A 23,436-nucleotide genomic window follows, 5' to 3' on the forward strand; every position below is an offset into this window, starting at 1 on the left:
GCCGGGCCGCCGGGTGTAACCAAAACTGCTTTCCTCGACCCCGCGATCCGAACCGGCTCAGTCCGGCAGCCGTCCACCAGTTGTTGCTGCCGCACGTGGCGCCGACGGCGATCGGCGGGCCGGCGGCGGGGGGATGCCGCAGGCGCGCTGGTAGACCCCGATGGTCCTCGTCGCGACGCGCTCGGAGTGGAACCGCTCGCGCGCCACGTCGCGCGCGCGCCGCGCCAGCCGATCGCGAAGACCGTCGTCGCCGATGACCTGCAGCAGCCGTGCCGCCAGGTCATCGGGACGGTCCGGCTCGACCAGGAACCCACTCTCACCGTCGTCGATCTGATAGGGCATGCCGCACCGGCTCGAGGCGATCACCGGAACACCGGCGGCCATCGCCTCCTGCACGGCCAGCGGCGCGTTCTCCTCGACCGACATCAGCACCGAGACGCTGGCGCCGGCCAGCTCGCTGAGCACGGCGTCGGTACTCAGCTGGCCGAGCAGGACGACCGCATCGTCGAGCCCGTGCTGGCGGATACGCGCGCGGACCGCCTCGGCGTAAGCGGGGACCGGCTGCGGACCGGCGAGCCGCAACGTGGCGCGCAGGCCTTGCGCTCTCGCCCGCGCGAAACCGTCCACCACAGCAAGCGTGTTCTTCCGCGGCGAGATCGTCGCGGCGCAGAACACCTGCGCCGCACCGTCGGTGCGTCGGACGTCGAAGAATGCATCGGCGATGGGATTGTCGATGTTGTGCACCGCGCCGGTCGCGATACCGGTCAGCCGCTCACGCACGTACGGGCTGATGGAGATGATGTGCGGATAACGCGCCCACGCGCGCGTCTCGATCCGTTTCCAGAGAAGTGCGCGCGGACGGGCCAACGAGGTACCCGAGACCCGGGTGTCGGCATGGATGAAACCGTGAATCGTCAGTACGCGCGGCGTGCCGATCGGCTCCATCATGATCCCGTAGGTGTCGTGCGCGTGCACGACATCGGGGCGGAGACCGCTGACATATTCGCGCAGGCGGCGGGCGTCGCGCCCGAGCACCCCCGAGAGCAGGCGCGGGGCGGTCCACGGCAACCGGTGAATGCGCGCCGCACCCCAGTCATCGACCTGCACCGCGTCGACGCCCCCGGTCGTCACGATGTGGAGGTCGAGATCGCGACGATCCCGCAGAGCGCCGCAGAGCACCACGCTCACACCCTCGACACCGCCGCGCGGCGCGCCCGGATCGACCGGGAACGCCGTGACGAGTACCAGCCTCACGCGAGTCACCGTGGTCTTGCCCCGTCCGGGCTCACAGCTTACCGGCATCGTCATCCACGCCCCCTTTTCCTGGTATCTCCACCGATTGCGCGCGATCTCCTTCGGCGAAATCGGCCGGCGCATGCACGCCTGCGTACGGGAAGTCGGCAACGCGATTCGGATCGTCAGCGGCGCTGCCGAGCCTGGCCACGTCCGAGCCCGAGACAGTCAATTGGTGCCCGAGCGCTGAACCCGTCCGGCGAGCCGCCGCGACCGGGCAACACGACAGATCGTGACCGCCATCGACGGGGCGGCGGCGGCGAGCACCGCGAGGTACACCACCAGGAACGCCACGGCGTCGAGCACGAGGAAGGCCACGGCGACGACGATGCCGCGGGTGTCGGAGTGCAGGACGAGCTGTTCGAGTGCGTAGGCGGTCGCCGTGGCAGCGAGGCTGGCCACCATCGAGGGCAGCGTCGCGCGGACGATCTGCAGGGTATGCACGCCGAGCGCCGATCGCGCCAGCCCGAGGCAGAGGACACCGACGACGAGTGCCGACACCGAGATCGCCAGGCCGACTCCGGGCAGGCCGAACGGCACGATCAGGACCAGCAGGGACAGCCCGAGCGCGAACTCCACGGCGGTCGCGAAGTTGATCAACGCTGTGCGGCCGCAGCCCTTGATCGCCTCCTCGCTGACCGACGCGAACGCCTTGCCGATTCCCAGCCCTGCCATGGCGACGAGCACGACCCCGGCCTCCCGCCACGGCTCGCCCAGCACCACGACGGCGGCGGGTTCCCCGATCGCGAGCATGAGGCCGGACACCGGCGCCGCGCAGAAGGTGACCCAGCGCAGTGCCTTCAGGTAGGTCTGGCGTAACCGGTCCGGATCCGCCGCGATGTGGGAGAAGGCCGGGAAGAGGGCGTACGCCACCACGCTGATCATGACGTTGACCGGCAGCCGGGCGATGCGCAGGCCGTAGCGGTAGAAGCCGAGCGCCGCGGTGTCGAGGAGCCGACCGATCACCACCGGCTCAGCGGTGGTGCGGACCTGGCTGGCGACGTGGTCGATCAGCAGCGGGTAGCCGTAGCGCGCGAGCTGGCGCCACAGCGCCACCGAGGCCTTCGCCCGCCCCGGGCGCCACGAGACCAGCACCCACACGCCGACCAGCAACGTCACCGACGACGCGTACGTGCCGATCACGAGGCTCCACACGCCGAGTCCCAGCGCGGCGCAGACCACGGCCACGACGGCGAAGGAGATCGAGACGGCCGGGCCGAGGACGATGTTGCGCGACACGCTGAACTCGCGCTGGAGGAGTGCCTCGGGCACGTTCGTCAGCGAGTGGAGGAGCAGTCCCCCCGCGGAGGCGGCCGCGACGAGCCCGACCGTCGAGTCGCTGAACACGAGGCCGATCAGGGGTGCCGCTGCGAGCGCCCCGACGCTGATGAGCACGCCGCTCACCAGCGTCGCCCAGAACACCGTCTCCGCCGCCGCCTCGACGTCGCGCTGCCGGTTCACCAGTGCCGCGCGCAGGCCGCCCTCGGAGAACTCGACGAGGAGCGCGGTGAGCACCGTGCCCGCCGCGAAGATGCCGACCTCGGCCGGGCTCAGCAGGCGTGCGAGCACGATGGTGTGCAGGAGTGAGACACCCTGTGTGATGAACTGCGCGCCCGCGGAGGCCGTCGCCACGCGGGTGAGCTTCTTCCGCAGCTGCGTGCTGCCCGGCTGCGGTGTGTCCACCTGCTCCCTCGGGGGGTCGTGGGGATGGGTCGGCGTGGCTCGCTACGAAGCTCGCTGCGGCGGCCCGCGGCGTTAACACCACCGCGAGTCGTAGGTCACTCGGGTTTCCGGCTAACCGCTGCCGGCCGGAGAACGAGTAACAGCGGTCCGGCGAGTTCGGACGGGCAGGCACTTGATTTTGTCCCGCGGGAGTCCGATGACGAGAAATGTGGACAATTCACCCGTTCGGGTCGTGGTGCAGAACGGCGAGCACTGGATGCGCAACATCGGCGACCTGGCGATGCTCTCCGTCGCGCTGCGCCGCATGCGGGAGCACTGGTCCGGCGCGTCGCTGCACGTGATGACCAGTGCGCCGGCCCTGCTGCGCGCCTACCACCCCGACATCCAGCCGGTCTCCGACGGCCGGATGCCCCGGTTCCTCGGGGAGCCGCTCGCCGCCGCGGGATCGCGGCTCGGGCTGGTCGTCGCGGGGCTCGCATCGATGGGATCGCTCCGTGCTCGCGAGGGGCTGCTGGGAGTCGTCGAGCGATTGCGCAATGCGCCGCGGGCCGCCCCGGTGACAACGTCCGCCGAGGTGAGCGACTCGGACGGCGCCGGACCGGACATTTCGAGCCGTCCGGCGGTGGAAGCGGCATTTCGGGAAGCGTCGCTCGTGCTCGCGATCGGCGGCGGATACATGAACGACGTCGATCCGTGGCAGTTCCACCGCACGCTCGACCTGCTGCACCACGGAATGCAGCGTGGTGTTCCCACGGCGATGGTCGGGCAGGGCTTCGGCCCGCTGACCGAGCCTTCGCTGGTGGCTCGGGCCGCCGAGGTGCTCCCCGGGGTGGACCTGATCGCGCTGCGGGAGGACCGGGTGGGGCCCGACCTGTTGGCCGGCCTCGGCGTGCCCGCCGACCGCATCGTGGTCACCGGCGACGACGCGATCGAGCTCGCGTACGCGGTCCGCCAGGACGAGCTGGGCACCGGCCTCGGCGTCTGTCTGCGCGTCGCCGGCTACTCGCCGGTCGCCGTGCGGGCCCAGGAAGCCGTCGGACGGGCAGTCCGTGCGGTGGCGGGCGGGTTCGGCGCGCGGCTGGTCCCGTTGGTCATCTCGGAGCAGGGCGCGGAGGACAGGCGGTCCACCCTGCCGCTGGTGGCCGAGTACCTCGACGTGGCGCCGGTGCAGGGGCGGTTCGTGACTCCCGTCGAGGTCGCGCGCCGGGTCGGCGGCTGCCGGCTGGTCGTGACCGGCGCGTACCACCTGGCGGTGTTCGCGCTCGCGCAGGGCATTCCCGTGGTTGGGCTGTCGTCGTCCCGCTACTACGACGAGAAGCTCCTCGGACTCGACGCGATGTTCGGCGGGGAGGGGTTGCACCTCGTCCGGCTGGACGACCCCGATCTCGAGGACCGGGTCGCGTCCGCGGCGCGGTCGGCGTGGGAGCGGGCACCGGCGCTCCGGTCCGGGCTGCGTGAGCGGGCGAGTGCCCAGATCGAGCGCGGCAAGGCGGCGTACGAGCGCGTCTTCTCGCTCGTCGACGATCCGTCGATACGCTGATCCGGGTGCGTCACGCGCTGGTGCTCGTCGGCCTGTCGCTGGTCGTCGGCGTCGGTGCAACGTGCGCGCCGGTGCCAACGCTCCCCGTGACGCGAGGGCAGGCGGCATGCGACGAGGCGAAGATGCAGGAGCACAGGTACGTCAGCGCGGTCGACCCGAGCGGCCGGTACTTCACCGACCAGCACGGCGCACCGCTCCTGGTGTTCGGTGATTCCCCGTGGGCCGGGATGGTGCGGTGGTCACCGCAGCAGGCGGAGCTGTACTTCGCCGACCGCGAGGCGCGTGGCTTCAACGCGTCGATCATCTCGCTGATCGGTGCGAGCGCGAACGGCGGGCCAGATGACGACGGTCGCACCGTCGACGGCCTCCTGCCGTTCGACGGCGACGACGTCACCCGGTGGAACGAGGCGTACTGGCAGCGGGTCGACGAGTACGCCCGGTCGGCGTGCTCCCACGGGAACACCTTGTTCCTGTACCCGATCGACGGCTGGACCGCCGGCAACGCGTTCCGGAACGCGACGCGTGAGGACGCCCGACGCTACGGCGAGATGGTCGCGAGCCGGTACGCGCGCTTCCCGAACATCGTCTGGATGGCCGGTGGAGATCACTTCCCGAGCGACCTCCCCGGCCGGAACGATTCGCCGCCGGTGCACGACGAGCTGTTCGACGAGGTGCTCTCGGGCATCCGGTCGACGGGTGACACCCGGCCGTTCTCGATACAGCTCGGGTACCCGGCATCGATCTCGACGGACAGCCCGCAGTGGTCGCCGCACGTCGACTTCAACTTCGTCTACACCTACCTCCCGACGTACCGGGCGGTGCTGGACGCGTACCGGCGCAACCGCCTGCCCGCCCTGCTGTCCGAGGCGAACTACGAGGGCGAGAACAACCTGCCCGGCACGCCGGTCACGGGCGACGAGGTGCTGCGCAGGCAGATGGTGTGGGCGCTCACATCGGGCTCGCCGGGCTACTTCTACGGCTCCGACGACTGGGAGTTCCTCCCCGGCTGGGAGGGGCGGCTGGACACGCCGGCGGTCGCTCAGCTGAGCCGGCTGCGTGAATTCTTCGCGTCTCTCGACTGGTGGACGCTCGTGCCGGACGAGTCGGCCGAGGTCCTCGTCGGCGGCCGCGGCGAACCGGTCGGCCCCGGTGCCGTGGTCGGGATCATGGGCAGCGACTACGTCACCGCGGCCCGGGCGGGTGGCTCGCTGGTGGCCTACGTCCCGACCGCGCGCACGATCACCGTGGACCCGACGAAGCTCGCACGCCCCACGGCCCGCTGGGTCGATCCCGCGGACGCGACGGCACCGCCGGTGGAGGCCGCGATCGGTCCCTCCGGCACGGTCCCCACGCCCGGCCGCAACTCGGCGGGCGGCGCGGACTGGCTGCTGGTGCTCCCGCTTCAGGCGTAGCGGCGGAAGACCGGCTTGACGGGGCGGCCGCCCATCCAGGGTGTGGGGTCGCCCGCGTCGAGTGCCTTGCGGTAGACGGTGCACGCCTGGGCGACGACCTCGACGGTGCGGTCGATGTCGTCGTCGGTGAGTGCCGCGCTGACCACGAACGACGGCCCGATCACCCCGCCGCTGAGCAGCTGGCGCAGGAAGAGGGTGCGGTAGGGCTGGGAGGGTTTGCCGTCGGCGTCGAGGGTGGCGAAGACGAGGTTGGACGCTCGCCCGCGGACCTGCACGTGATCGGCCACGCCGATCCCGGCGGCGACGTCGCGCACGCCGGCGGCGAGGCGCTCGCCGAGGGCGTGGAGCCGGTCGGTGATGCCTTCTTCGGCGTAGGTGTCCATGACGGCCATGGCGGCGGCGAGGGCGTGGGTCTCGGCGCCGTGCGTCGTCGACAGGAGGAAGACGCGTTCGTGCCGGCTGCGCAGCCCGCCGCGTTCCATGAGTTCGCGTTTGCCGGCGAGGGCGGAGACGGCGAAGCCGTTGCCGATGGCTTTGCCGAAGGTGGACAGGTCGGGGGTGATGCCGTAGACGCCTTGGGCGCCGTGTTCGGACCAGCGGAAGCCGGTGATCATTTCGTCGAAGACGAGGACGGCGTCGTGGCGGGTGGCGAGCTCGCGGACGCCTTCGAGGTAGCCGGGCGGAGGTTCGGTCTGGGTGGCGGCCTCGAGGACCACGCAGGCGACCTCGTGCTGCTCCAGCACCGATGACAGGGCGTCGAGGTTGCCGTAGGGGAAGGTGACGACGTCCTGTTGCGGGATGCCCGCCGACATGGGGGTGCCGGCGATGAACCAGTCGTCGGTGGAGAAGAAGGGATGGTCGCGGCACAGCGCGATGCAGCTGCGACCGGTGGCCGCCCGCGCGAGCCGCACGGCTGCGGTGGTGGCGTCGGAGCCGTTCTTGGTGAACTTGACCATCTCCGCCGTGGGCACGGTGGCGAGGAACCGTTCTGCGGCCTCGACTTCGATGGCGGCGGGGCGGACGAAGTTGCTGCCCTTGTCCAGCTCGCCGCGGACGGCTTCGATGACGCGGGGGTGGGCGTGGCCGAGTGCGACGGCGCGTAGGCCGGAGCCGTACTCGATGTATTGGTTGCCGTCGGCGTCCCAGACGTGGGCGCCGCGGCCGTGGGAGATCACGGGCGCCATGTCCTCGGGGTACTGGTCGTCGCCCTTGGCGTAGGTGTGGGCACCGCCGGGCACCGCGGCGTGCAGCCGCTCGTTCAGGGCGGCGGACCGGGGGAGCGCCATCACACGAACTCCAGACGGGGGATCGGTACCACCAGGCGAGCGCCCCACTCGCGCGTGTAGGCGATCTGCTGGGCGATCTCGGCGCGCAGGTTCCAGGGCAGGATCAGGATGTAGTCGGGCCGCACCTCGGCGAGCCGCTCCGGCGGGTGGACCGGGATGTGCGTGCCGGGCAGGTGCATCCCGTGCTTGTGCGGGTTGCGGTCCACGGTGAACGGCAGCAGGTCCTCCCGCACCCCGCAGTGGTTCAACAGGGTGTTCCCCTTGCCCGGGGCGCCGTACCCGGCCACCGACCGGCCCTCGCGCGCCGCAGTCAACAGGAACTCGAGCAGGCCCGCCTTCACCTCGAAGACCTCCTGGGCGAACCCGGTGTGGCCCTCGACGGTGTGCAGCCCGGCGGCCCGCTCGTCGGCGAGGACCTTCTCCACCATCTCCGACGGCCGTTGCTCGCCGGGCCGGGCGAGCACGCGCAGGGAGCCGCCGTGGGTGGACAGCTCCTCGACGTCGACGACCGCGAGGCCGGCCGCCGCGAGGGCGGCCGCGGCCGTGCGCAGCGTGAAGTACGAGTAGTGCTCGTGGTAGATCGTGTCGTACTGCCGGCCCTCGATGAGCCGCAGCAGGTGGGGGAATTCGAGCGAGACCGTCCCACCGTCCGCGACGAGCGCCCGCAGTCCGCGGACGAAGTCGAGCAGGTCGGGCACGTGCGCGAGCACGTTGTTGGCCACGACGAGGTCGGCGGGCCCGTGGCGCTCGGCGATTTCGGTTCCGGTTCGCTCGCCGAGGAACACCGACTCGGTCGGCACGCCAAGTGCCCGCGCCGCGTCGGCGACACCCCCGCACGGCTCGACGCCGAGCACCCTGATCCCCCGCGCGACGGCGTGCTGCAGGAGGTAGCCGTCGTTGCTCGCCGCCTCGACGACGAAGCTCCCCGCGCCGAGGCCCAGCCGCGCCGCCATGTCGTCGACGAAGCGACCGGCGTGGGCGACCCAGCTGTCGGAGTAGGAGGAGAAGTAGGCGTAGTCGGCCGTGAAGATCTCCTCGGCCGCGACGTGGGCAGGCAGCTGCACGAGCAGGCAGCGCTCGCAGATCCGCACGTGGAGCGAGTAGGTGGTCTCGGGCTCGTCGAGCTGGTCGGGCCGCAGGTAGCTCTCGCAGGGTGGAGACATCCCGAGGTCGACGAATGTGCGCGTCAGCGGCGCGGCGCACAGGCGGCACGCAGGGTTCAACAGATGTCTCCTCGTAGGGTGCGGACCGACGCGGTCAAGGGCGAACTCGGCCCTCCGCCGTACACCGTTACGCCGGAGGGCGCGTGTAACGGCCCTCGTCGGCGGCCCGACTAGTGCGTCGGATACGGACGGTCGCGACGTGCAGGAGGTACAGCGGTGAAGGTCGTGCTCTTCTGCGGCGGCTACGGGATGCGCATGCGGGACGGGAGTTCCGACACCCCGAAGCCCATGGTGCCGGTCGGGCCGCGGCCATTGCTCTGGCACGTCATGCGCTACTACGCCCACTACGGGCACAAGGACTTCATCCTCTGCCTGGGGTACGGCGGGCACCACATCAAGCAGTACTTCCTCGACTACCAGGAGACCGGCTCCAACGACTTCGTCCTCCAGGGCGGGGAGGTGCGGCTGCTCACCAGCGACATCGCCGACTGGACGATCACGTTCGTCGACACCGGCCTCGAGTCGCCGATCGGGGAGCGGCTGCGCCGGGTGCGGCGCCTGCTCGATGGCGAGGAGATGTTCCTCGCGAACTACGCCGACGTGCTCACCGACGCCCCCATCGACGCGATGGTCGACCAGTTCGCCGCCACGCCCGACGCGGTCGGGCAGCTCCTCGCGGTGCCGCCGCAGGCGGCGTTCCACGTCGTCGAGGTGAACGACGGCAACCGCATCGAGGCGATCACCGCGCTGAAGGACATGCGGCTGCAGGAGAACGGCGGGTACCTCGTGCTGCGGCAGGAGGTCTTCGACTACCTGCCCGAGAACTGTGACCTCGTGGCCGACGCCTGCGCGGTGCTGGCCAAGGAGGGCCGCCTTGCCGCGTACCCGTACAGCGGGTTCTGGCAGCCCGCCGACACGCTGAAGGAGCGGATCGCGCTCGAGGCCATGTACCAGGCCGGCCACACGCCGTGGATGCCGTGGCGTACTGACCTGCCGGAGGCCACGGCGTCGGTGCTGGGCGCGGCGGCCCACTGACGGGGATCGTCAGAAGTCCAGCTCGCCGCTCCCAGCCTCGTGCCGAGGTCGAGCTGAGGCGGGGTTGCCATCAGGTGCAGGAGAGCCAGGGGGTGACCTGTGGCGTCACAGCTCCACCGGCGGCGACCTGGCCGACTGTTCGCACCACGGTGCCGTTCGCAGCACGTGGGGCCAACCAGTCCAACAGGGCGGTGAACGTCGCCGTAGCCACCGAGAGGTCCGCGGTACACCCGTCGTCGCAGACGCCGTGGAACACGAGGATGGCCCATCCCCCGCCGTTCGTCTCCGCGTTGGTGATCACCGCCTGCAGATCGGCCAGTGTCGTCGCTGCCCGGGCCGGGAACGCCGTCTTGAGCTTGTACGGGTCCTCCGGCGGCATCGTCTCCGCGGCCGGACATTGCACGCAGTAACGATTGAACAGGCCGCCAACGCCTCGCCCCGTCGAGTAGCCGCACTCCTTGGCGAGCTCCTGGGTCACCGGGCTGAGCCCGGGACCGGGGTAGGCGAAGCCGCTGACGGGCGAGAAGCCCTGGTTCAAGAGCGTGTAGCGGTCGTCGCAAACCTCCCTCCGGACGGTCACCGCGTCCGCCGTGCTGAGGTCGGCGTGATGCATGGTGTGCCCGCCGATCTCGCTGCCGGCTTCGGCGATGTTGTAGACCTGCCACCAGGGCATGTAGTAGGTACTGCTACCCATGAGACCGGAGCTGATGTAAAACGTGCCGGCCAGGCCGCGGGCACGCATCTGCATGGCCGCTGCGTAGTGCGACGCGTGGCCATCGTCGAACGTCAGGCTGACGAACGTCTTCGGCGGGGGCGCAGCAGTAGAGACGGGCGTGGTCGTGCATCCGGAGACGAGTAGCGCGCAGGTGGCGACCAGGATCCGCACAACCGGTGCTCTCATCGTGTTCCGACGGGCCGTCGTCGAAGGTCGTGGATGCGCATCACGCCGAAGCGGTGGCCGCCGAGGTTGGTGATGTGCCACTGGCGGTGCCGTGCATGCGGGCGGGATGATCCTGCGAGAAGGACCCACACGGCCAGCACCAAGAGGATCGCGAGCCTCCTGATCATCTGACAGGCTAGGAACCAGCAGGCTCAAGGTCAGATGGTGAAAGTTTGTCCTCACCGGGCGCCCAGTCCCCTCAGCAATGCTGGGACGGTCAGCATGAGAATGCCGATGTCACGTCGAAGGCTGCGCTCTTCGACGTACACGAGATCGAGTCGAAGCATATCGAGGGTTCCGAGCGTGCTGCGTCCCGTGACCTGCCAAAGCCCGGTTATACCCGGGCGCACAGAAAAGCGTGCCTCGTACTCCTCCGGAAACAGTTCAGCCTCCCACACCAAGCAGGGTCGGGGGCCGACGAGCGACATGGACCCGCGCACGACATTGATGAGCTGCGGCAGCTCGTCGAGACTGGTCCTGCGCAGCCATCGCCCGAGCGGCGTGATCCTCGGATCTGCATGCAATTTGCAGCTTCCGTCCACGGACGTGTCTTCGCCACGAAGCTCACGCAGCATGAGGTCACGATGAGCTCGGTCATCGCCGTCGATCCGCATCGTGCGGTACTTGTACAGTGTGAACGGTTCGCGGCTGTAACCGACGCGTTCCTGACGGAACAACGCCGGACCCGGACTCGTCACGCGCACGCAGACGGCGATCACAAACATAGGTAGAGCAAGCACAGCCAGCGCGGTTGTCGCGATGATTAGATCGGTGAGTCGTTGAAAGAACTCGTAGTCGCTACCCCGGGACGACCTGCGAGTAGTGCTCGCGCTCATGAGCTCTCCTAGTGCTGATGGCAATGAGGATGAACAACAGATCCCCGACGCCGCGGAGGAAAAGGTGCGGATCGAGCACGGTGAGGACGAGTACGATCCACCAGATCACCTCGAGGCCCGCACAACAGACACCGTACGGACCTGGTAAATCCCGGCTCTGTCCGGCCTGTCTGAGGATCTCTCGGGACAGCCAGAGGAAGGCGAGCAGGAGCGGGACGCCACCGATCCACAGGAACTGGACGTAGCCCGCCTCGAGGTAAATCGTCTGCCGCCACGTCTCGGGCGCCTCGATCACGGAATTCGGCGATACGCCGAGCAGTATGCTGTGCCCCGTCAGTTCCGGCAGGTAGAAGTGGGTCACGTTGTCCCAGCGGACCCGCCAGCTGACCGGAAGCTCACCGCTCTGGAAGTCCGCAAGCCGACCGAGGACTGCCGGAGCGCCCAGCACTGCGGCGTACGGCGCTAGTGGAACTAGTAGCGCAGCTTTCCGACGTGCTTCAGGGAAGCGCCAGAGCAGGACTGCCCCCGCGATCCCTGCTGCCAGCCAGGACGAGAACTGCCCGGCAGCGAAAACGCCGACAGTCAGCAGGGCGCCGGGGATCAACCAGTATCGGCTCCGGAACATCCCTTTCAGTCGCCCGACGACGAGCAGGATCAGTCCGATAATGATGTAGTCTCCGGTCGCGATTGGGTGAGCGAGCGTGGTCGAGCCCCGCACGTTCTCGTCGAAGGACGTCGTCTTGGCGTTCCAGTAGGTTTCCAGCAGATCAAGCACAGGTCCGAACCTGAGTGTCTGCAGGACGGCGATGAGCGCAACTGCTGCGGCTGGGAGCACCACGAGCTGGAGGCAGCGTCTCATCTGTATGTCCGAGACCACGGTGGCGCGGACCAGCAGCAGGACCGCCATTTGCTTGCAGATGGGCAGGAGGGCAGCAAGATCCGCACCAACCGGCTGGACACCGCGCAGCAGCATGGATGTGATCGGCCAGAGAGTCGCGAGTACGAGGAACGCCACGAGTGATGCATCCAGCCGGTCTCGCCCGAATGGGATCGACTCTCCTCGCAGGAATCGCACGTAACCGCCGACCAGGGCTCCCGCGAGCAGTAGCACGAGCAACGCCTCGTTCGGCCGCACGAGCGGCAGGAGAGCCCCTCGTTCGATCCCCGCGAGAAACGGAAGCAACGCAAGGTAGATGTAGGTGGCCGCGATGGGGCGGTAGGCGGTCAGCGCAGCCACGCCGAGTGCAGCCACGCCCAGCACGACGTACCGCCCACCGATGGTGCCCGAGGCACTCGCCCCCAGCACGGCAAGCACAGAGGCAGTTGCCGCGGAGCCGGTCAATGCCAGCACGACAACGAGCCTCTCCGCGCTGTCGGCGCGGATCAGCTGACCCCTCCTGGTCATGTGCCTCGCCCCTTTTTCGCCTACCCTGGGCGCCTCTCCTCGTCGCAAGCGTCCGCTGCATGATCAGAGGTCGCCCGGAGCCGGGCTTCGCCTCGAAGTGCGATCAACGTCCGGCCCTGGAACGAAGCCGGGCCAGTACCGCAACGACCACGAGCGCGATCATCAGTCCGCTCAGAGCACCTGTGGCGACTGCCAGCATCGGACGCGGGGATACGGGGGATCCGACGGAGTACGGCGGCATCACAACATCTGCTCGCGATGCCTCCGAAACACCGAGCCGGATCTCATCGAGCTGGCGCTTGACGTCCACCTCCCGAACAGCCAGCGCCGGGCGCTCGGCGGCCGTGACCGGAAGTTCGCTCAGCCGCCGTTTGATCTCCTGCAGCTCATTCTCGAAGTACTGCCGTAGCTCCGGCTGGTCCGGAACCCCGACAGTCTCGAAGTACTGGTCACTGATTGCCTGTACCAACTGCAACCCGGTCGCCCGATCGGCGTTGCGCACTTGAACTTCTATGATCAGGCTGCCCTCCGCGATGTTCACGTCCACCTGCTCCGCGAGCTGCTCAACACCCATCCCGTGTGCAACGGCGACCGGCTCAAGCACTCTCTGGCTCTCCAGAAGCAAGGCCTGCGTGGTCAAGGTACGGTCCTCGCGCAGGAACCCGGTCGGCGACTCAGAGCTGATCCGGTAGAGCAGCTCCGTTCGCGCGGCGTATTGCGGCGGGATGAACGAGGTCACGACCAGCGCCACGCCCACGCCCGTCATCGTGATCACGATGCCCAAGATGGCCAGCTTGATCACGTCTCGCACCGAGAGGCGCGCCTGCAGCGACTTGCCAGTCGTCTCGTCGGACGAGAGTTCTCGCGCATTCTGCCCGTCGCGAACGTCTTCCTGGGACAATGGCGATGACGCAGGGTCAAAGTCAGAGGCCGGCGTCTTCATAACTGGATCCTCGCTAGGGCGTCGCACACTCGTTCGATTTCTTCCCCGCGCATCCCCGGTGAGAGTGGAAGCGACATGACCGCTTCTGCGGCCGCTTCGGCGACCGGCAGTTCTTCGACGAACTCCGCGTACGCAGGTTGCCGATGGCAAGGGATTGGGTAGTGAACGCCCCAGCCGATGTGAGCGTCGGTGAGAGACTTGCCGACGACGGCACGGTTCGGCACTTGCACCACTGCGAGGTGGTGCACGGGCTCCGCTTTTCGATGGGTCTGGACGAGCTCGCACCAACTTGGCAGCTGTCGCGCGTATCGACGCATTGCAGCCCGGCGTGCCTCGTTTTCCTCGTCGAGGTGACCCAGCTTGATCGCAAGAGCGGCTGCTTGGATCGAATCGAGGCGGCTGTTGCGACCGCGCTCGTCGTGCCGATGCCGCTCCACAGCCGATCGGCCGTGGTTGGCGAGGCACCGGACACGCCCGATGAGCTCGCAGTCGTTCGACACGACCGCGCCTCCGTCCCCCAGTGCCCCCAGGTTCTTTCCGGGATAGAAGCTGAACGCCGCTGCGGCGCCCACACTGCCTGCCCGCTGGCCGCCGAACCGCGCGCCATGTGCCTGAGCAGCGTCCTCGATGAGCGCCAGCCCGTGTCGATCCGTGATTGAGGAGAGCCCATCGACGTCGACCATCTGGCCGAACAGGTGCACGCCGACGATCGCCGCCGTGCGGCAGTTCACCGCGGCAGCCGCCGAATCCGGGTCGATCAGCAGCGTGTCCGGGAGCACATCGACGAATCGGGGGCGCGCCCCGGCGGCGACGACGGCCTCCGCTGTCGCGACGAAGGTGTTGGCCGGGACGATCACCTCATCGCCCGCTCCGATGCCGAGCGCGGCGAAGATCAGCTCTAGCGCATCGGTGCCGTTCGCGACGCCGACGCAGCCGTCGGCACCGCAGTAGGCAGCAAACTCGCTCTCGAACGCCGCGACTTCCGGCCCACCGACGAACTTGCAGTGCTGCAGGACCGATTTCCATGCCAGGTCGAGATCCTCGCGAACCCTGCCGTTGATGGCTGTAAGATCGAAGAACGGCACTGCGGTCATGGGAGTCGCCCCTGTGTTCCGCAGACGGAGCCCCATGGGCGGACGAGCCGCGTGCCGAGCTCCGGGCGGCTGGTGAGCCATTTCGATCCGGTCCGTGGTGGCCGGAGCAGGATGATCCGTGCTGTTGGGACCTGCTTGATCCATGCCAATTTGATCTGAGTCAACGTGCTCCCCGATCGTCCAAACAGGAGGTCGCTGCTCGCCGCGGACCTCCAGTTGCCCCGGTCGCTCGATGGCGTGGCGGGCACTGTTACGGCCTCGGTGATACTCGATCTCCGCCTTCGCCGGAGGTTCACTCGTCTGGTCGCCTATATCGCTATCAGGTCAGGGCTGCATGGCGTAGGCGTCGCGGCCCTGTGGGGGACAAGAGGTGATGGATTCTTGATCGGGCCGAATCTTGATCGGTCGTGGCAGGGTCGATCACTCTCCAGCATCTCTTGATCACCTTTTGCGGAGCCAACTGATCACCTTTGGCGGAGTCGTTCTCTGATCAAGGTTCTGCGTGTAACGCTCTTGCGGCCAGTCGCCGAGCATCCGTGCATGCTGCTCAAGCAGTGATCTGATTGGGCCACCCGTGCGCGGAGGTGACCATGAGAAGTGGATCGATCCGGATCGCGGTCGTTGGTAACGGCTACTGGGGATCAAAGCACGTACGCGTTCTCAGTAGTCTTCCCGATGTTGATGTGACCGTTGTGGACGTAGTTGACGAGCGGCTCGCAGAAGCCGCGGCCTACTACCCCGCTGCACGATTCGCACGCTCCCTCGAGGATGTGCTCGATGACATCGATGCGGTCGTCGTCGCCACTCCGCCGGCGGAGCATTGTGTCCTGACCGCGTTGGCCAGCGAGGCGGGAAAGCCTACTCTTGTCGAAAAGCCGCTGACGACGTCGGTCGAGGAGGCCGAAATTCTAGTCGAATCAGCCGAGCGCAACGGTACCGTGCTCATGGTCGGGCACACCTTCGAGTACAACCCAGCTGTGTGGAAGCTCAAGGAAATAATTCAGGCGGGGAGCTTGGGGAGGATCCTCTACATCAATGCGCAGCGCCTGAGCCTCGGCCGTTACCAGCGTGACGTCAACGTGGTGTGGGATCTCGCCCCGCATGACCTCTCGATCGTCTCCTACCTGCTCGACGACATCCCGAGCGCCGCAGCCGTCTGGGCCGACCGCAACATCGGGATCCGCCATGCTGACGTCGCCTACCTGCGGCTCGACTTCGAGCGCGCCGCCACACACGCATTTATCCACGTCAGCTGGCTGAACCCGAACAAGGTGCGCCAGGTTACTGTGGTCGGAGAGCGGAAGATGGCTGTCTACGACGATCTTTCGGACAACGAGCGCATCCGCGTCTACGACATCGGGGTGGATCCTCGAGACGTCGACGAACCGGGCGCGAGTCACGCGATGCCTGTCTCGTACCGCACCGGTGACATCACATCCCCTTACATCCAGTTCCAGGAACCGCTCTTACTGCAGGACCGGCACTTCGTGGAGTGTGCGCGGACAGGGACGCAGCCCAACACACCCGGACAGCGGGGGCTCGATATCGTACGGGTCCTCGCCGCGAGCGATGTCGCCCTCGCTACTGGCCGGAGGGTAGACATTCATCACAACCGACCTAGCATGTCCCTTCTGCCTATCGTCGGCCACGCCGATGCGCGGGAGCCCCACCCCGCGTGAATTGAAGGTCCGCTGTCCGCATCAATCGATATTCGGAGATCGGCTCGCCGAACTTCTCGCGCATGCTGAGCACGACAGTTATGTCCCGCCTACTCGCGTAGCGACCCAGTCCAACGACAGAGGGCGATATGACGTGATGATCGATACTCGATGGTGTCGCCTCCCGTGACGACGACGAGACAATGCCACCCCGGCGCGGATTCGATCCACGTGGTCGATCCGAGGTATGACGGGCGCTGGGAGCAGCTCACAAGGAGCACGACCGGCAGCATCTTCACGAGCTCGCCGTGGATCCGTGCGGTCTGCGACACCTACGGATTCGAACCACGAGGAACGGTGGCGACGGACGTGGCAGGGGAGCCGATCGCCGGATTGGCAGACGTCGAGATCCGCGATTTCCGCGGCGTGCGAATTTCGAGCCTGCCGTTCAGCGATCGAGCCGATCCGGTGCTGCGCAGCTCCAAAGCCTGGATCCCACTCGCCTCCGGCCTCGTCTGGAGCGACGCGCCGTTCACGCTCCGCTGCCTCGACGGCACGCCGCCGGCGGTCGACCCGATGTTCCGGACGGAGCACCGGGCGGCGTGGCACGGGACTTCCCTGACCGGCTCACCCGCCGATCTCTTCGGTCGCCTCCATCCCAGCGCGCGTCGCAACGTCCGAGTCGCGGGCCGGAATGGCGTCGAGATCTCGGTGAGCGCCACTCTCGAGGCGGTGCGGGAGTTCCACGCGCTGCATCTCGACTTGCGGAAGCGGAAGTACCGGCTGCTTGCGCAGCCGGTGGAGTTCTTCGAGCGGATCTGGACGGAGTTCCACCGCGAGGACGGCATCGTGACCATGCTGGCGTTCATCGACGGGCAGCCCGTTGCCGGTGCGCTGTTCCTCGTCTGGCAGGACGTCGCGTACTACAAGTTCGGTGCCTCCTTGGCCTCCCACCTCGCGGCTCGCCCGAACGACGCCTTGTTCTGGACGGCGATGCAATGGGCGAGTTCGCGCGGGTTGTCATCGATCGACTGGGGCCTCTCGGAGCTCGACCAGCCCGGTCTCGTCGCATACAAGCGCAAATGGGCGAGCGTGGAGCGCCAGATCCTGACGATCCGCTCCGGAAACCAGTTGTCCGACGAGGGCGCCGACGTCACACGGCTGCTGACCGAACTGACCCGTCTGCTCACCCAGGACGACGTGCCGAGCCGCGTCACGGCTATGGCCGGAGCGTTGCTCTACCGCTACTTCTGTTGATCCAATCCCTGCTCGTGCACAGGAGGCCCACCTGATGTCGACACACATGATGAACGAATGAAGGCGGGATCGTGGCTCGGATCTGTGTGGTTAGATGCCACCTCTACCGCGATAGCCGCGTGATGAGGGAGGTGGCCACCCTCATCGAGGCCGGCCACGAAGTCGTCGTGGTCTGCGAGCGTGACCTCGACGAACCGCGCCTTGAGCGCGGAAAGTCCCTGATCATCCACCGGTTGCCGCTGCGGCACGTCGCCGGCGCCGGAGCCCTGCGGTTGCTCGCTGAGTACACGGGCTTCTTCGTGCTCGCCGCGGTGCTGGTGACCGCGTCGCACCTGCGCCGACGCTTCGCCGTCGTGCAAGTCAACTCGGTGCCCGATGTGCTGGTCTTCGTCGCGACCGTACCGCGGTTGACCGGGGCACGCGTGCTGCTGGATCTCCAGGAGCCCATGCCCGAGTTCTTCATGACAAAGTTCGGGGTCGGTGCTCGAAACCCGTTGGTGCGCGTCGTCGCCGTCGCGGAGCAGTTGAGCATCCGGTTCGCGGACGTTGCGATCACCGTCACCGACGCGATGCGGCGACGGTTTATCGAGCGTGGTGCACCTGCCGAACGGGTGAACGTCGTGATGGACGGTGCCGACGAGTCGGTTTTCGATCGCGAGCGGCGGTTGGCGGAGTACGTTCCCAGCGCTGACCGGTTCGTCATGATCAGTCATGGAACGATAGAGCCCCAGTACGGCCTTGACACGGTGATCGAGGCGATCGCGCTGCTCGCGCCGGAGTGGCCGGGGCTTCAGCTGCAGATCTTCGGCGACGGTAGCCAGCGTGCAGAGCTGCGACGGCTCGCGCGGCTGAAGGGGGTCGGTGACCGCGTTTGGTTCAGCGAGGGGTTCGTGCCTATCGAGGAGTTGGTGTCGGCGCTCGCTTCGGCTGACGTGGGTGTCGTCGCGATGCGCCGTGATCCGTTCCGTGATCTGACGGTTGCCGGGAAGATGTTCGATTTCGTCGTCATGGGCATCCCGATGATCGTGGCGACAACCCGTTCCGTCGAGGAGACATTCGGGGCGGGCTGTTTCGAGGAGTTCCGCTCGGGCGACGCAAATGATCTCGCACGGGCGATCCAGCGATTGCGGGACGAGCCCGAGCGGGCCCGGAAGTACGTCGAGCGGGCGACCGAAGTCGTCGACGAGATCGCGTGGAGGATCCAGCGGCGGCGTTACCGGGCCCTGGTGGCGGACCTGGTCTTCGGGGCAAAGAGTCCGGTAACCGCAGTTCGTCGTCCGGCCGACTAGCAGTGGACGACAAGGGGCGGCGGAGATGGCCGCGACGACGGAACAAGATCCTTCCCCCGTCCGGCCGGGGAGGGCGATCAGGTGCGGCTGATCAGACTGGTCGATCTCGTCGCGGGCCAGCACAACGAGCCGGTCCGGGGCCTGCGGGTGACTGGCGCGCTGCTGAGGAAGGCATGAGCACGTGGCCGCCCACTGCTGGCGTGAGCGAGGTTCGGATGAGCACTGCACGCGGGTCGGTGACCGTCGCGATCTGGACGCTGGTGAGCCGGATCACCGGCGTCCTCCGGGTAGTCGTGATCGGGGCGGTGCTTGGCCCAACCTTCTTCGCGAACATCTTCGTGTCGGCAAACACGATTGCGGGGATCACCTTCACCGCGGTCGTGGGTACGGTCTTGTCCCCCGTCATAGTCCCGGCCGTCGTACGAGCCCTGAGGGACCGCGGGCAGCCGGGTACGGCCGAGCTGATCGGCCGCGTGACCGGCTTCCTGCTGGCAGGTTCGGCCGCTGTCGCAGCCGTGCTCATGCTGGCATCTCCCGTCCTCGCCTACACGCTCACCGTCGGCGTTCCACAGGCAGAACGTTCGCAGGCGCGCACGTTGACCATGCTGATGGTGGTTCTCGTCGCACCGCAGGTCGTGCTCTACACCATGGCCACGCTGGGTGCCGCGGTGCAGCAGGCGCGCGATCGCTTCGCCCTGGCGTCGGCCGCACCCGCCCTCGAGAACCTTGGCTTGGTGGCAACGATGGTCGCCGTCGCCCTGCTCTACGAACCTGGGCTGGAGATCGGCGAGGTTCCGCTCGGTCTGGTGGTGCTGCTCGGAGGCGGCGCGACCGGGTCAGCCGTCCTGCACGCCACGGTGCAACTGTACGGGGCGGCTCGCGTGGGAATCACTGTGCGTCCTCGACTCGGCTGGCGGTCGGAGCCGGCCACTTGGGATCTCGTGCGACGGCTGCGGGCCTCCGTCTCCGTCGCAGCCTTCCCCTCCCTCAGCGTCTATGCGCTGCTGATGGTGGCGGCGACGCTGCCCGGTGGAGTGCTCGTCATGCAGCTCTCCTACCAGCTCTACCAAGCAACAATCGCGCTGGGCGCCAGGGCCGTGTCCACCGCGGCGCTCCCTGGACTCTCGATAGCCGCCGCGCGCGGCGATGCGCAGTGGTTCGGGAAGGCCTGGCGTCAGGTCTTCTACTACGTTGTTCTCGTCGGCCTGCCGCCACCGTTGCTCTTGATCGCCTTTGCGCCCGCGATCGCCGAGACGCTCGCGCACGGTGAGTTGAGCAAGCGCGAGCTGATCGTCGCGCTCGCGACGTGCATCGCCGTGCTCGCAGTGGCGCAGCTCCCGGCAGCCGTGCACGAGGTCGGCCGGCAGACTCTGTTTGCCCGGCTGGATGTGCGGGGGCCGTGCGTGGCCGCGGCCACCTCTTTCGCGGTGACGGTCGTCGTTGGGTTCTTAGCCGCTTGGTTGGCTGATGGCAATGCACGGCTCCTCGGCATAGCGCTCGCCACTCTGATGGCCGAGGCCGTTGCTGCCGCGCTGGTCCTGTGGCGGGTGCGACGCACGATTCAGCCCGAGCGCTTGATCGATGCGAGGCAGCTCGCAACCGCAGGTCTCGCGGGGCTGACGATGCTCCCCGTGGTCGGCGCTGGATGGATCCTTGTCGGTAGGACGGGGTACGAGCCGCTCGTCGACGTGCCGCTGGCGCTCATGTTCGGTGCCGTGGCGGTCGCGCTCTTCGCGCTCTCGGTGACCGCGCTCAACCACCGCCTCGGAGGCAGCTCCGACACGACGACGGTGCGGTCTGACGCGAGGTCGGTCACGACCAGGAACTGATGCACGAGGGGGTAAGTACCTCTGGACCAGCACGTCTTGGATTTTCGGCTTCTACACGTCGCGCAACATCATCCTGGCTCCCGCCGGGACTATGGGAGGAGCGTGAAGGTGCGGTTGGCTAGGCAACGAGGAAGCGGTGCGGGCAAATTAGGAACGGTGTCAGGCTTGCGGGACGTTGCGGCCTTGGCGGTACGAAGCGTCTTTGGCTTCCTGATCAAGCCACCGTATGTGAAGGTCCGGGGGTGGATCACCGCGCTCGTCTTCGAGCAGCGCTATGGTGTTGATACGGACGGCCGAATTCCGCTATCGGACCTGGGCATCGACGATGAACATCGCAGCGATTACCTCCCGAGCGGCTGGCTGAGCATGCGGAGAGTGCTCCCTCGAAGCTCTGTAGGGTCAGACGACGTCTTTCTCGACATTGGATCAGGTAAGGGGCGGATCGTACTTGTTGCGGCCACCTATCCGTTTCGTCGTGTCATCGGCGTGGAGCTCTCCCGCGAGCTTCACGAAATCGCCGTCGCAAACCTCGCCCAGAATCACAGGCGTCTTCGGTGTAAGAACGTGACGCTTGTATGCGCTGATGCGGTCGAATATGATATTCCGGCGGAGGTGACAGTCGTCTTCCTCTATAATCCATTCAGGGGACCGGTGTTCGACCGGGTGATCGATAATTTAGTGAGTTCCGTGGACCGGAACCCTCGGGTAGTGCGTCTCATCTACGCAAACCCAGAAGAGGAGGCAGCGCTACTGGCGACCGGTCGGGCCCGCCTCGTGAAAGCGTCTAGGGGCATGAGGCCCACCAGGGCGTGGTCCCGCTCCAATGCTGTTCGGCTATACGAGATCTCCCCGCGGGGACAGGCGTTGCCTCTTCGAGGTCAACGGTTGGCTGCTGCGGGGCGGCGATTGAGGAGGTGCTGAACGGCCGGTGTCGGGCAGTGCTGGTCGGGGCGGGGCGCCGGGCGCGAAAGACCGACCGGCGTGGGGGATGCCGAAACGTGCTATGCGAGCAGCTGGGTGCCGGCAGCTTCAGGCTTGTCCGACGATGCCGGCCACGTGATCGCAGAGCGGATCAGCTGGAGGCGCGAGTTGATCCTGCTCAAGGAGCAAGCCTGCCAGTTCCCGTCGACGTATCGGCCGCTGAACTCGGCGGGTGCCCGCACACCAGTCCTCGGGTTCATCCCGCCGCGCAATCGCATCTTGCGATGTAACGATGACCCTCGGGGCAGCGACCTCAGACGCACGCCGAATCCCACCACAACGCGGGGGAGGGGCGCCATGACTGCCGTGGCTGTCGCTGCGCCGGGTGGCCGCACCGGCCTCCCGCGGCGCCTGGCCGAGCGCACGTGCTGGCTGCGCGAGTCACACGGGCTGCGCAGGTTCATAGACCTCGGGCTCTTCCGACGCTGCGACCTGTCCTCACACCCGGGGCAGAGGCAGCCGGCGTCGCCTCTCCCGCTGCATGTGTCGTGTGTGAGATGTATTTGCGTCTGCAGCTACCGCCGTTGATCAGTTCGGAGGAGAGGTTCTCGTGAGGCGACGCATGACCGGCCCCCACGTGAGGCACGAAAGCCCCGAACTCGATGTCCAGATCGACATCGGGGAGCCGGGCGGCCGGCCGGTCGTACTGACCGCTGGCGCCAACCCTGGCCGCGCCGCTGTGCAGGAATGGGACCGGCTGGTTGATCGCACACCCGGAAGTGACGTTGCTCAGCTGTCCGCCTGGGCCCGCATCCGTCGGGCTGCCGGCTTCCGCCCGCTGTACGTCTTCGCGCGCCAGGAAGGTCGGCTCGTGGGAGGTGCGCTGGTGCTGGAGCGCCGACTGCCTCTAATCGGCCCTATCGGCTATGTCTCGAACGGCCCGGTCGTGGCCGCGGGCGTTCCTCGCGGCCCGGTGGTGGACGTACTCGCTGCAGCACTGGACAGCCTTGCGCGCACGCGGTTGCGTGTGCTATTCGTACAACCGCCCGTCGGCGCGAGCGACGTCAGCGCCGAGCTGCTCACACGGGGGTTTCGGCATAGCGAGTCGGGAATCGCTCCCGCCGCATCTATCCGGATAGATCTGACTCGCGACATCGAAGATCTCCGTAGCGGCTTGAGTAGATCCAACCGGCGTCGGTCACGCATCTGGGCCGAGCGTGGCGTTACCGTCCGAGTGGGCTCAGTGGACGACGTTCCAGTCGTTGCCGAGCTCATAGCCCGTACGTCCGAGCACCAGCATTTCGAGCCCCTGTCACTGGACTACATCCGAACCTTGTACCGGGAACTGGACGACGACCAGCACGTCGCTGTGTTCGTCGCAGAGATCGACGGCACGCCGGCCGCGGCCCTCCTCTGCACCCCGTGCCATGATGTGCTGAGGGAGCGTCTGAGGGGGATGGACCGGTCGGACCGGGCGCGCAAGGAAGGGGTCAGCGCGGCGACCGTATGGCACGCGATGTTGTGGGCCAAGGCCAACGGCTACCACACGTACGACGTGGGCGGCATCACCGCGGACGCGGCGCGAATCCTCATGGACGGGAATTCTGACCCCACCTCTCACCTGACCGGGGCCCAGCTGTTCAAGACGAGCTTCGGCGGCGAGGTGTTCCTGTACACCGAGCAGGTCGAACGCATCTCACCCGCGCTGCTGCGCCTCGCGTACGACTTCATGAAGCGGTCGCGGACCGGAGGCCGGTTCCTCGAGATCGTCAAACGGACGCTGCGCGGCGGACGCGCAAAGGGCTAGGTGTACTGCCCTCGACGTCAAGTGATGCTATGGAGGTCTAACCCG

The 23,436-nt window shown here is 67.5% G+C and carries 19 protein-coding genes; 9 read left to right on the forward strand and 10 right to left on the reverse strand.

The genetic code is table 11. The features are described 5' to 3' along the window. Positions 1 to 57: 57 nt before the first annotated feature. The 3 genes from FHX44_RS24260 to FHX44_RS24265 are packed head-to-tail and all read right to left on the reverse strand — an operon-like array spanning position 58 to position 2,976. Positions 58 to 1,254: a glycosyltransferase family 4 protein gene (locus FHX44_RS24260; protein WP_170309013.1), complete on the reverse strand. Its 1,197-nt coding sequence runs from the start codon at positions 1,252 to 1,254 to the stop codon at positions 58 to 60. Positions 1,255 to 1,285: 31 nt separating this feature from the next. Continuing rightward, the gene (locus FHX44_RS42280) at positions 1,286 to 1,444 is read right to left on the reverse strand and encodes a hypothetical protein (RefSeq protein WP_170309014.1); all 159 of its coding nucleotides are present in this window, start codon (positions 1,442 to 1,444) and stop codon (positions 1,286 to 1,288) included. A gap of 17 nt (positions 1,445 to 1,461) precedes the next feature. Continuing rightward, entirely contained in the window at positions 1,462 to 2,976 is a 1,515-nt protein-coding gene (locus FHX44_RS24265; protein ID WP_147257894.1) for an oligosaccharide flippase family protein, read from the reverse strand. A 196-nt stretch (positions 2,977 to 3,172) separates the two neighbouring features. On the opposite strand from FHX44_RS24265, the gene FHX44_RS24270 reads away from it, so the two are divergent. Both FHX44_RS24270 and FHX44_RS24275 read left to right on the forward strand, forming a co-directional pair. Further along, complete coding sequence (locus tag FHX44_RS24270) at positions 3,173 to 4,516, forward strand: polysaccharide pyruvyl transferase family protein (RefSeq protein ID WP_147257895.1); 1,344 nt, start codon at positions 3,173 to 3,175, stop codon at positions 4,514 to 4,516. A gap of 5 nt (positions 4,517 to 4,521) precedes the next feature. Beyond that, a complete protein-coding gene (locus FHX44_RS24275) occupies positions 4,522 to 5,928 on the forward strand; it encodes an apiosidase-like domain-containing protein (RefSeq protein WP_147257896.1) in 1,407 nt (468 codons plus the stop codon). Here FHX44_RS24275 and FHX44_RS24280 read toward each other — a convergent pair. Both FHX44_RS24280 and FHX44_RS24285 read right to left on the reverse strand, forming a co-directional pair. Next, complete coding sequence (locus FHX44_RS24280) at positions 5,919 to 7,214, reverse strand: glutamate-1-semialdehyde 2,1-aminomutase (RefSeq protein ID WP_147257897.1); 1,296 nt, start codon at positions 7,212 to 7,214, stop codon at positions 5,919 to 5,921. The two genes, FHX44_RS24275 and FHX44_RS24280, sit on opposite strands and share 10 nt — an antisense overlap. Further along, on the reverse strand, positions 7,214 to 8,437 hold the full coding sequence (locus FHX44_RS24285; RefSeq protein WP_281287909.1) for a class I SAM-dependent methyltransferase: 1,224 nt from the start codon (positions 8,435 to 8,437) through the stop codon (positions 7,214 to 7,216). Before FHX44_RS24285 ends, FHX44_RS24280 begins: the two co-directional genes overlap by 1 nt. A gap of 156 nt (positions 8,438 to 8,593) precedes the next feature. On the opposite strand from FHX44_RS24285, the gene FHX44_RS24290 reads away from it, so the two are divergent. After that, entirely contained in the window at positions 8,594 to 9,412 is an 819-nt protein-coding gene (locus FHX44_RS24290; protein WP_147257898.1) for a sugar phosphate nucleotidyltransferase, read from the forward strand. Positions 9,413 to 9,482: 70 nt separating this feature from the next. On the opposite strand, the gene FHX44_RS24295 is transcribed toward FHX44_RS24290, so the two are convergent. From FHX44_RS24295 to FHX44_RS24315, 5 genes are all read right to left on the reverse strand, one after another. Next, positions 9,483 to 10,298, reverse strand: coding sequence for a polysaccharide deacetylase family protein (locus tag FHX44_RS24295; protein ID WP_170309015.1), 816 nt, complete (start codon positions 10,296 to 10,298; stop codon positions 9,483 to 9,485). A gap of 233 nt (positions 10,299 to 10,531) precedes the next feature. Next, positions 10,532 to 11,188, reverse strand: a complete 657-nt coding sequence (locus tag FHX44_RS24300) for a sugar transferase (RefSeq protein ID WP_147257900.1) — start codon at positions 11,186 to 11,188, stop codon at positions 10,532 to 10,534. Further along, positions 11,151 to 12,539 (reverse strand): hypothetical protein, encoded by a 1,389-nt coding sequence (locus tag FHX44_RS24305; RefSeq protein ID WP_147257901.1) that lies wholly within the window; start codon positions 12,537 to 12,539, stop codon positions 11,151 to 11,153. Before FHX44_RS24305 ends, FHX44_RS24300 begins: the two co-directional genes overlap by 38 nt. A gap of 157 nt (positions 12,540 to 12,696) precedes the next feature. Then, positions 12,697 to 13,536 carry a YveK family protein gene (locus FHX44_RS24310; protein WP_147257902.1) on the reverse strand — a complete coding sequence of 280 codons (840 nt, stop codon included), beginning with the start codon at positions 13,534 to 13,536 and terminating at the stop codon, positions 12,697 to 12,699. Further along, the gene (locus FHX44_RS24315; protein ID WP_147257903.1) at positions 13,533 to 14,630 is read right to left on the reverse strand and encodes a DegT/DnrJ/EryC1/StrS family aminotransferase; all 1,098 of its coding nucleotides are present in this window, start codon (positions 14,628 to 14,630) and stop codon (positions 13,533 to 13,535) included. The genes FHX44_RS24310 and FHX44_RS24315 overlap by 4 nt, the downstream gene beginning before the upstream one ends. A gap of 590 nt (positions 14,631 to 15,220) precedes the next feature. On the opposite strand from FHX44_RS24315, the gene FHX44_RS24320 reads away from it, so the two are divergent. The 6 genes from FHX44_RS24320 to FHX44_RS24345 all read left to right on the forward strand — a co-directional run bounded on the left by FHX44_RS24320 (position 15,221) and on the right by FHX44_RS24345 (position 23,391). Next, on the forward strand, positions 15,221 to 16,309 hold the full coding sequence (locus FHX44_RS24320; RefSeq protein ID WP_147257904.1) for a Gfo/Idh/MocA family protein: 1,089 nt from the start codon (positions 15,221 to 15,223) through the stop codon (positions 16,307 to 16,309). A gap of 165 nt (positions 16,310 to 16,474) precedes the next feature. Then, positions 16,475 to 17,545, forward strand: a complete 1,071-nt coding sequence (locus FHX44_RS24325) for a lipid II:glycine glycyltransferase FemX (protein ID WP_170309016.1) — start codon at positions 16,475 to 16,477, stop codon at positions 17,543 to 17,545. 122 nt (positions 17,546 to 17,667) lie between these two features. Then, positions 17,668 to 18,834 (forward strand): glycosyltransferase, encoded by a 1,167-nt coding sequence (locus FHX44_RS24330; RefSeq protein ID WP_147257906.1) that lies wholly within the window; start codon positions 17,668 to 17,670, stop codon positions 18,832 to 18,834. Between the two features lie 215 nt (positions 18,835 to 19,049). Further along, complete coding sequence (murJ, locus tag FHX44_RS24335) at positions 19,050 to 20,663, forward strand: murein biosynthesis integral membrane protein MurJ (protein ID WP_170309018.1); 1,614 nt, start codon at positions 19,050 to 19,052, stop codon at positions 20,661 to 20,663. Positions 20,664 to 20,828: 165 nt separating this feature from the next. After that, positions 20,829 to 21,584, forward strand: a complete 756-nt coding sequence (locus tag FHX44_RS24340) for a methyltransferase domain-containing protein (RefSeq protein ID WP_212612625.1) — start codon at positions 20,829 to 20,831, stop codon at positions 21,582 to 21,584. A 622-nt stretch (positions 21,585 to 22,206) separates the two neighbouring features. Beyond that, entirely contained in the window at positions 22,207 to 23,391 is a 1,185-nt protein-coding gene (locus FHX44_RS24345) for a lipid II:glycine glycyltransferase FemX (protein WP_147257908.1), read from the forward strand. Positions 23,392 to 23,436: the final 45 nt, after the last annotated feature.

The sequence above is a fragment of the Pseudonocardia hierapolitana genome, assembly GCF_007994075.1.
GTDB classification, from domain to species: domain Bacteria; phylum Actinomycetota; class Actinomycetes; order Mycobacteriales; family Pseudonocardiaceae; genus Pseudonocardia; species Pseudonocardia hierapolitana.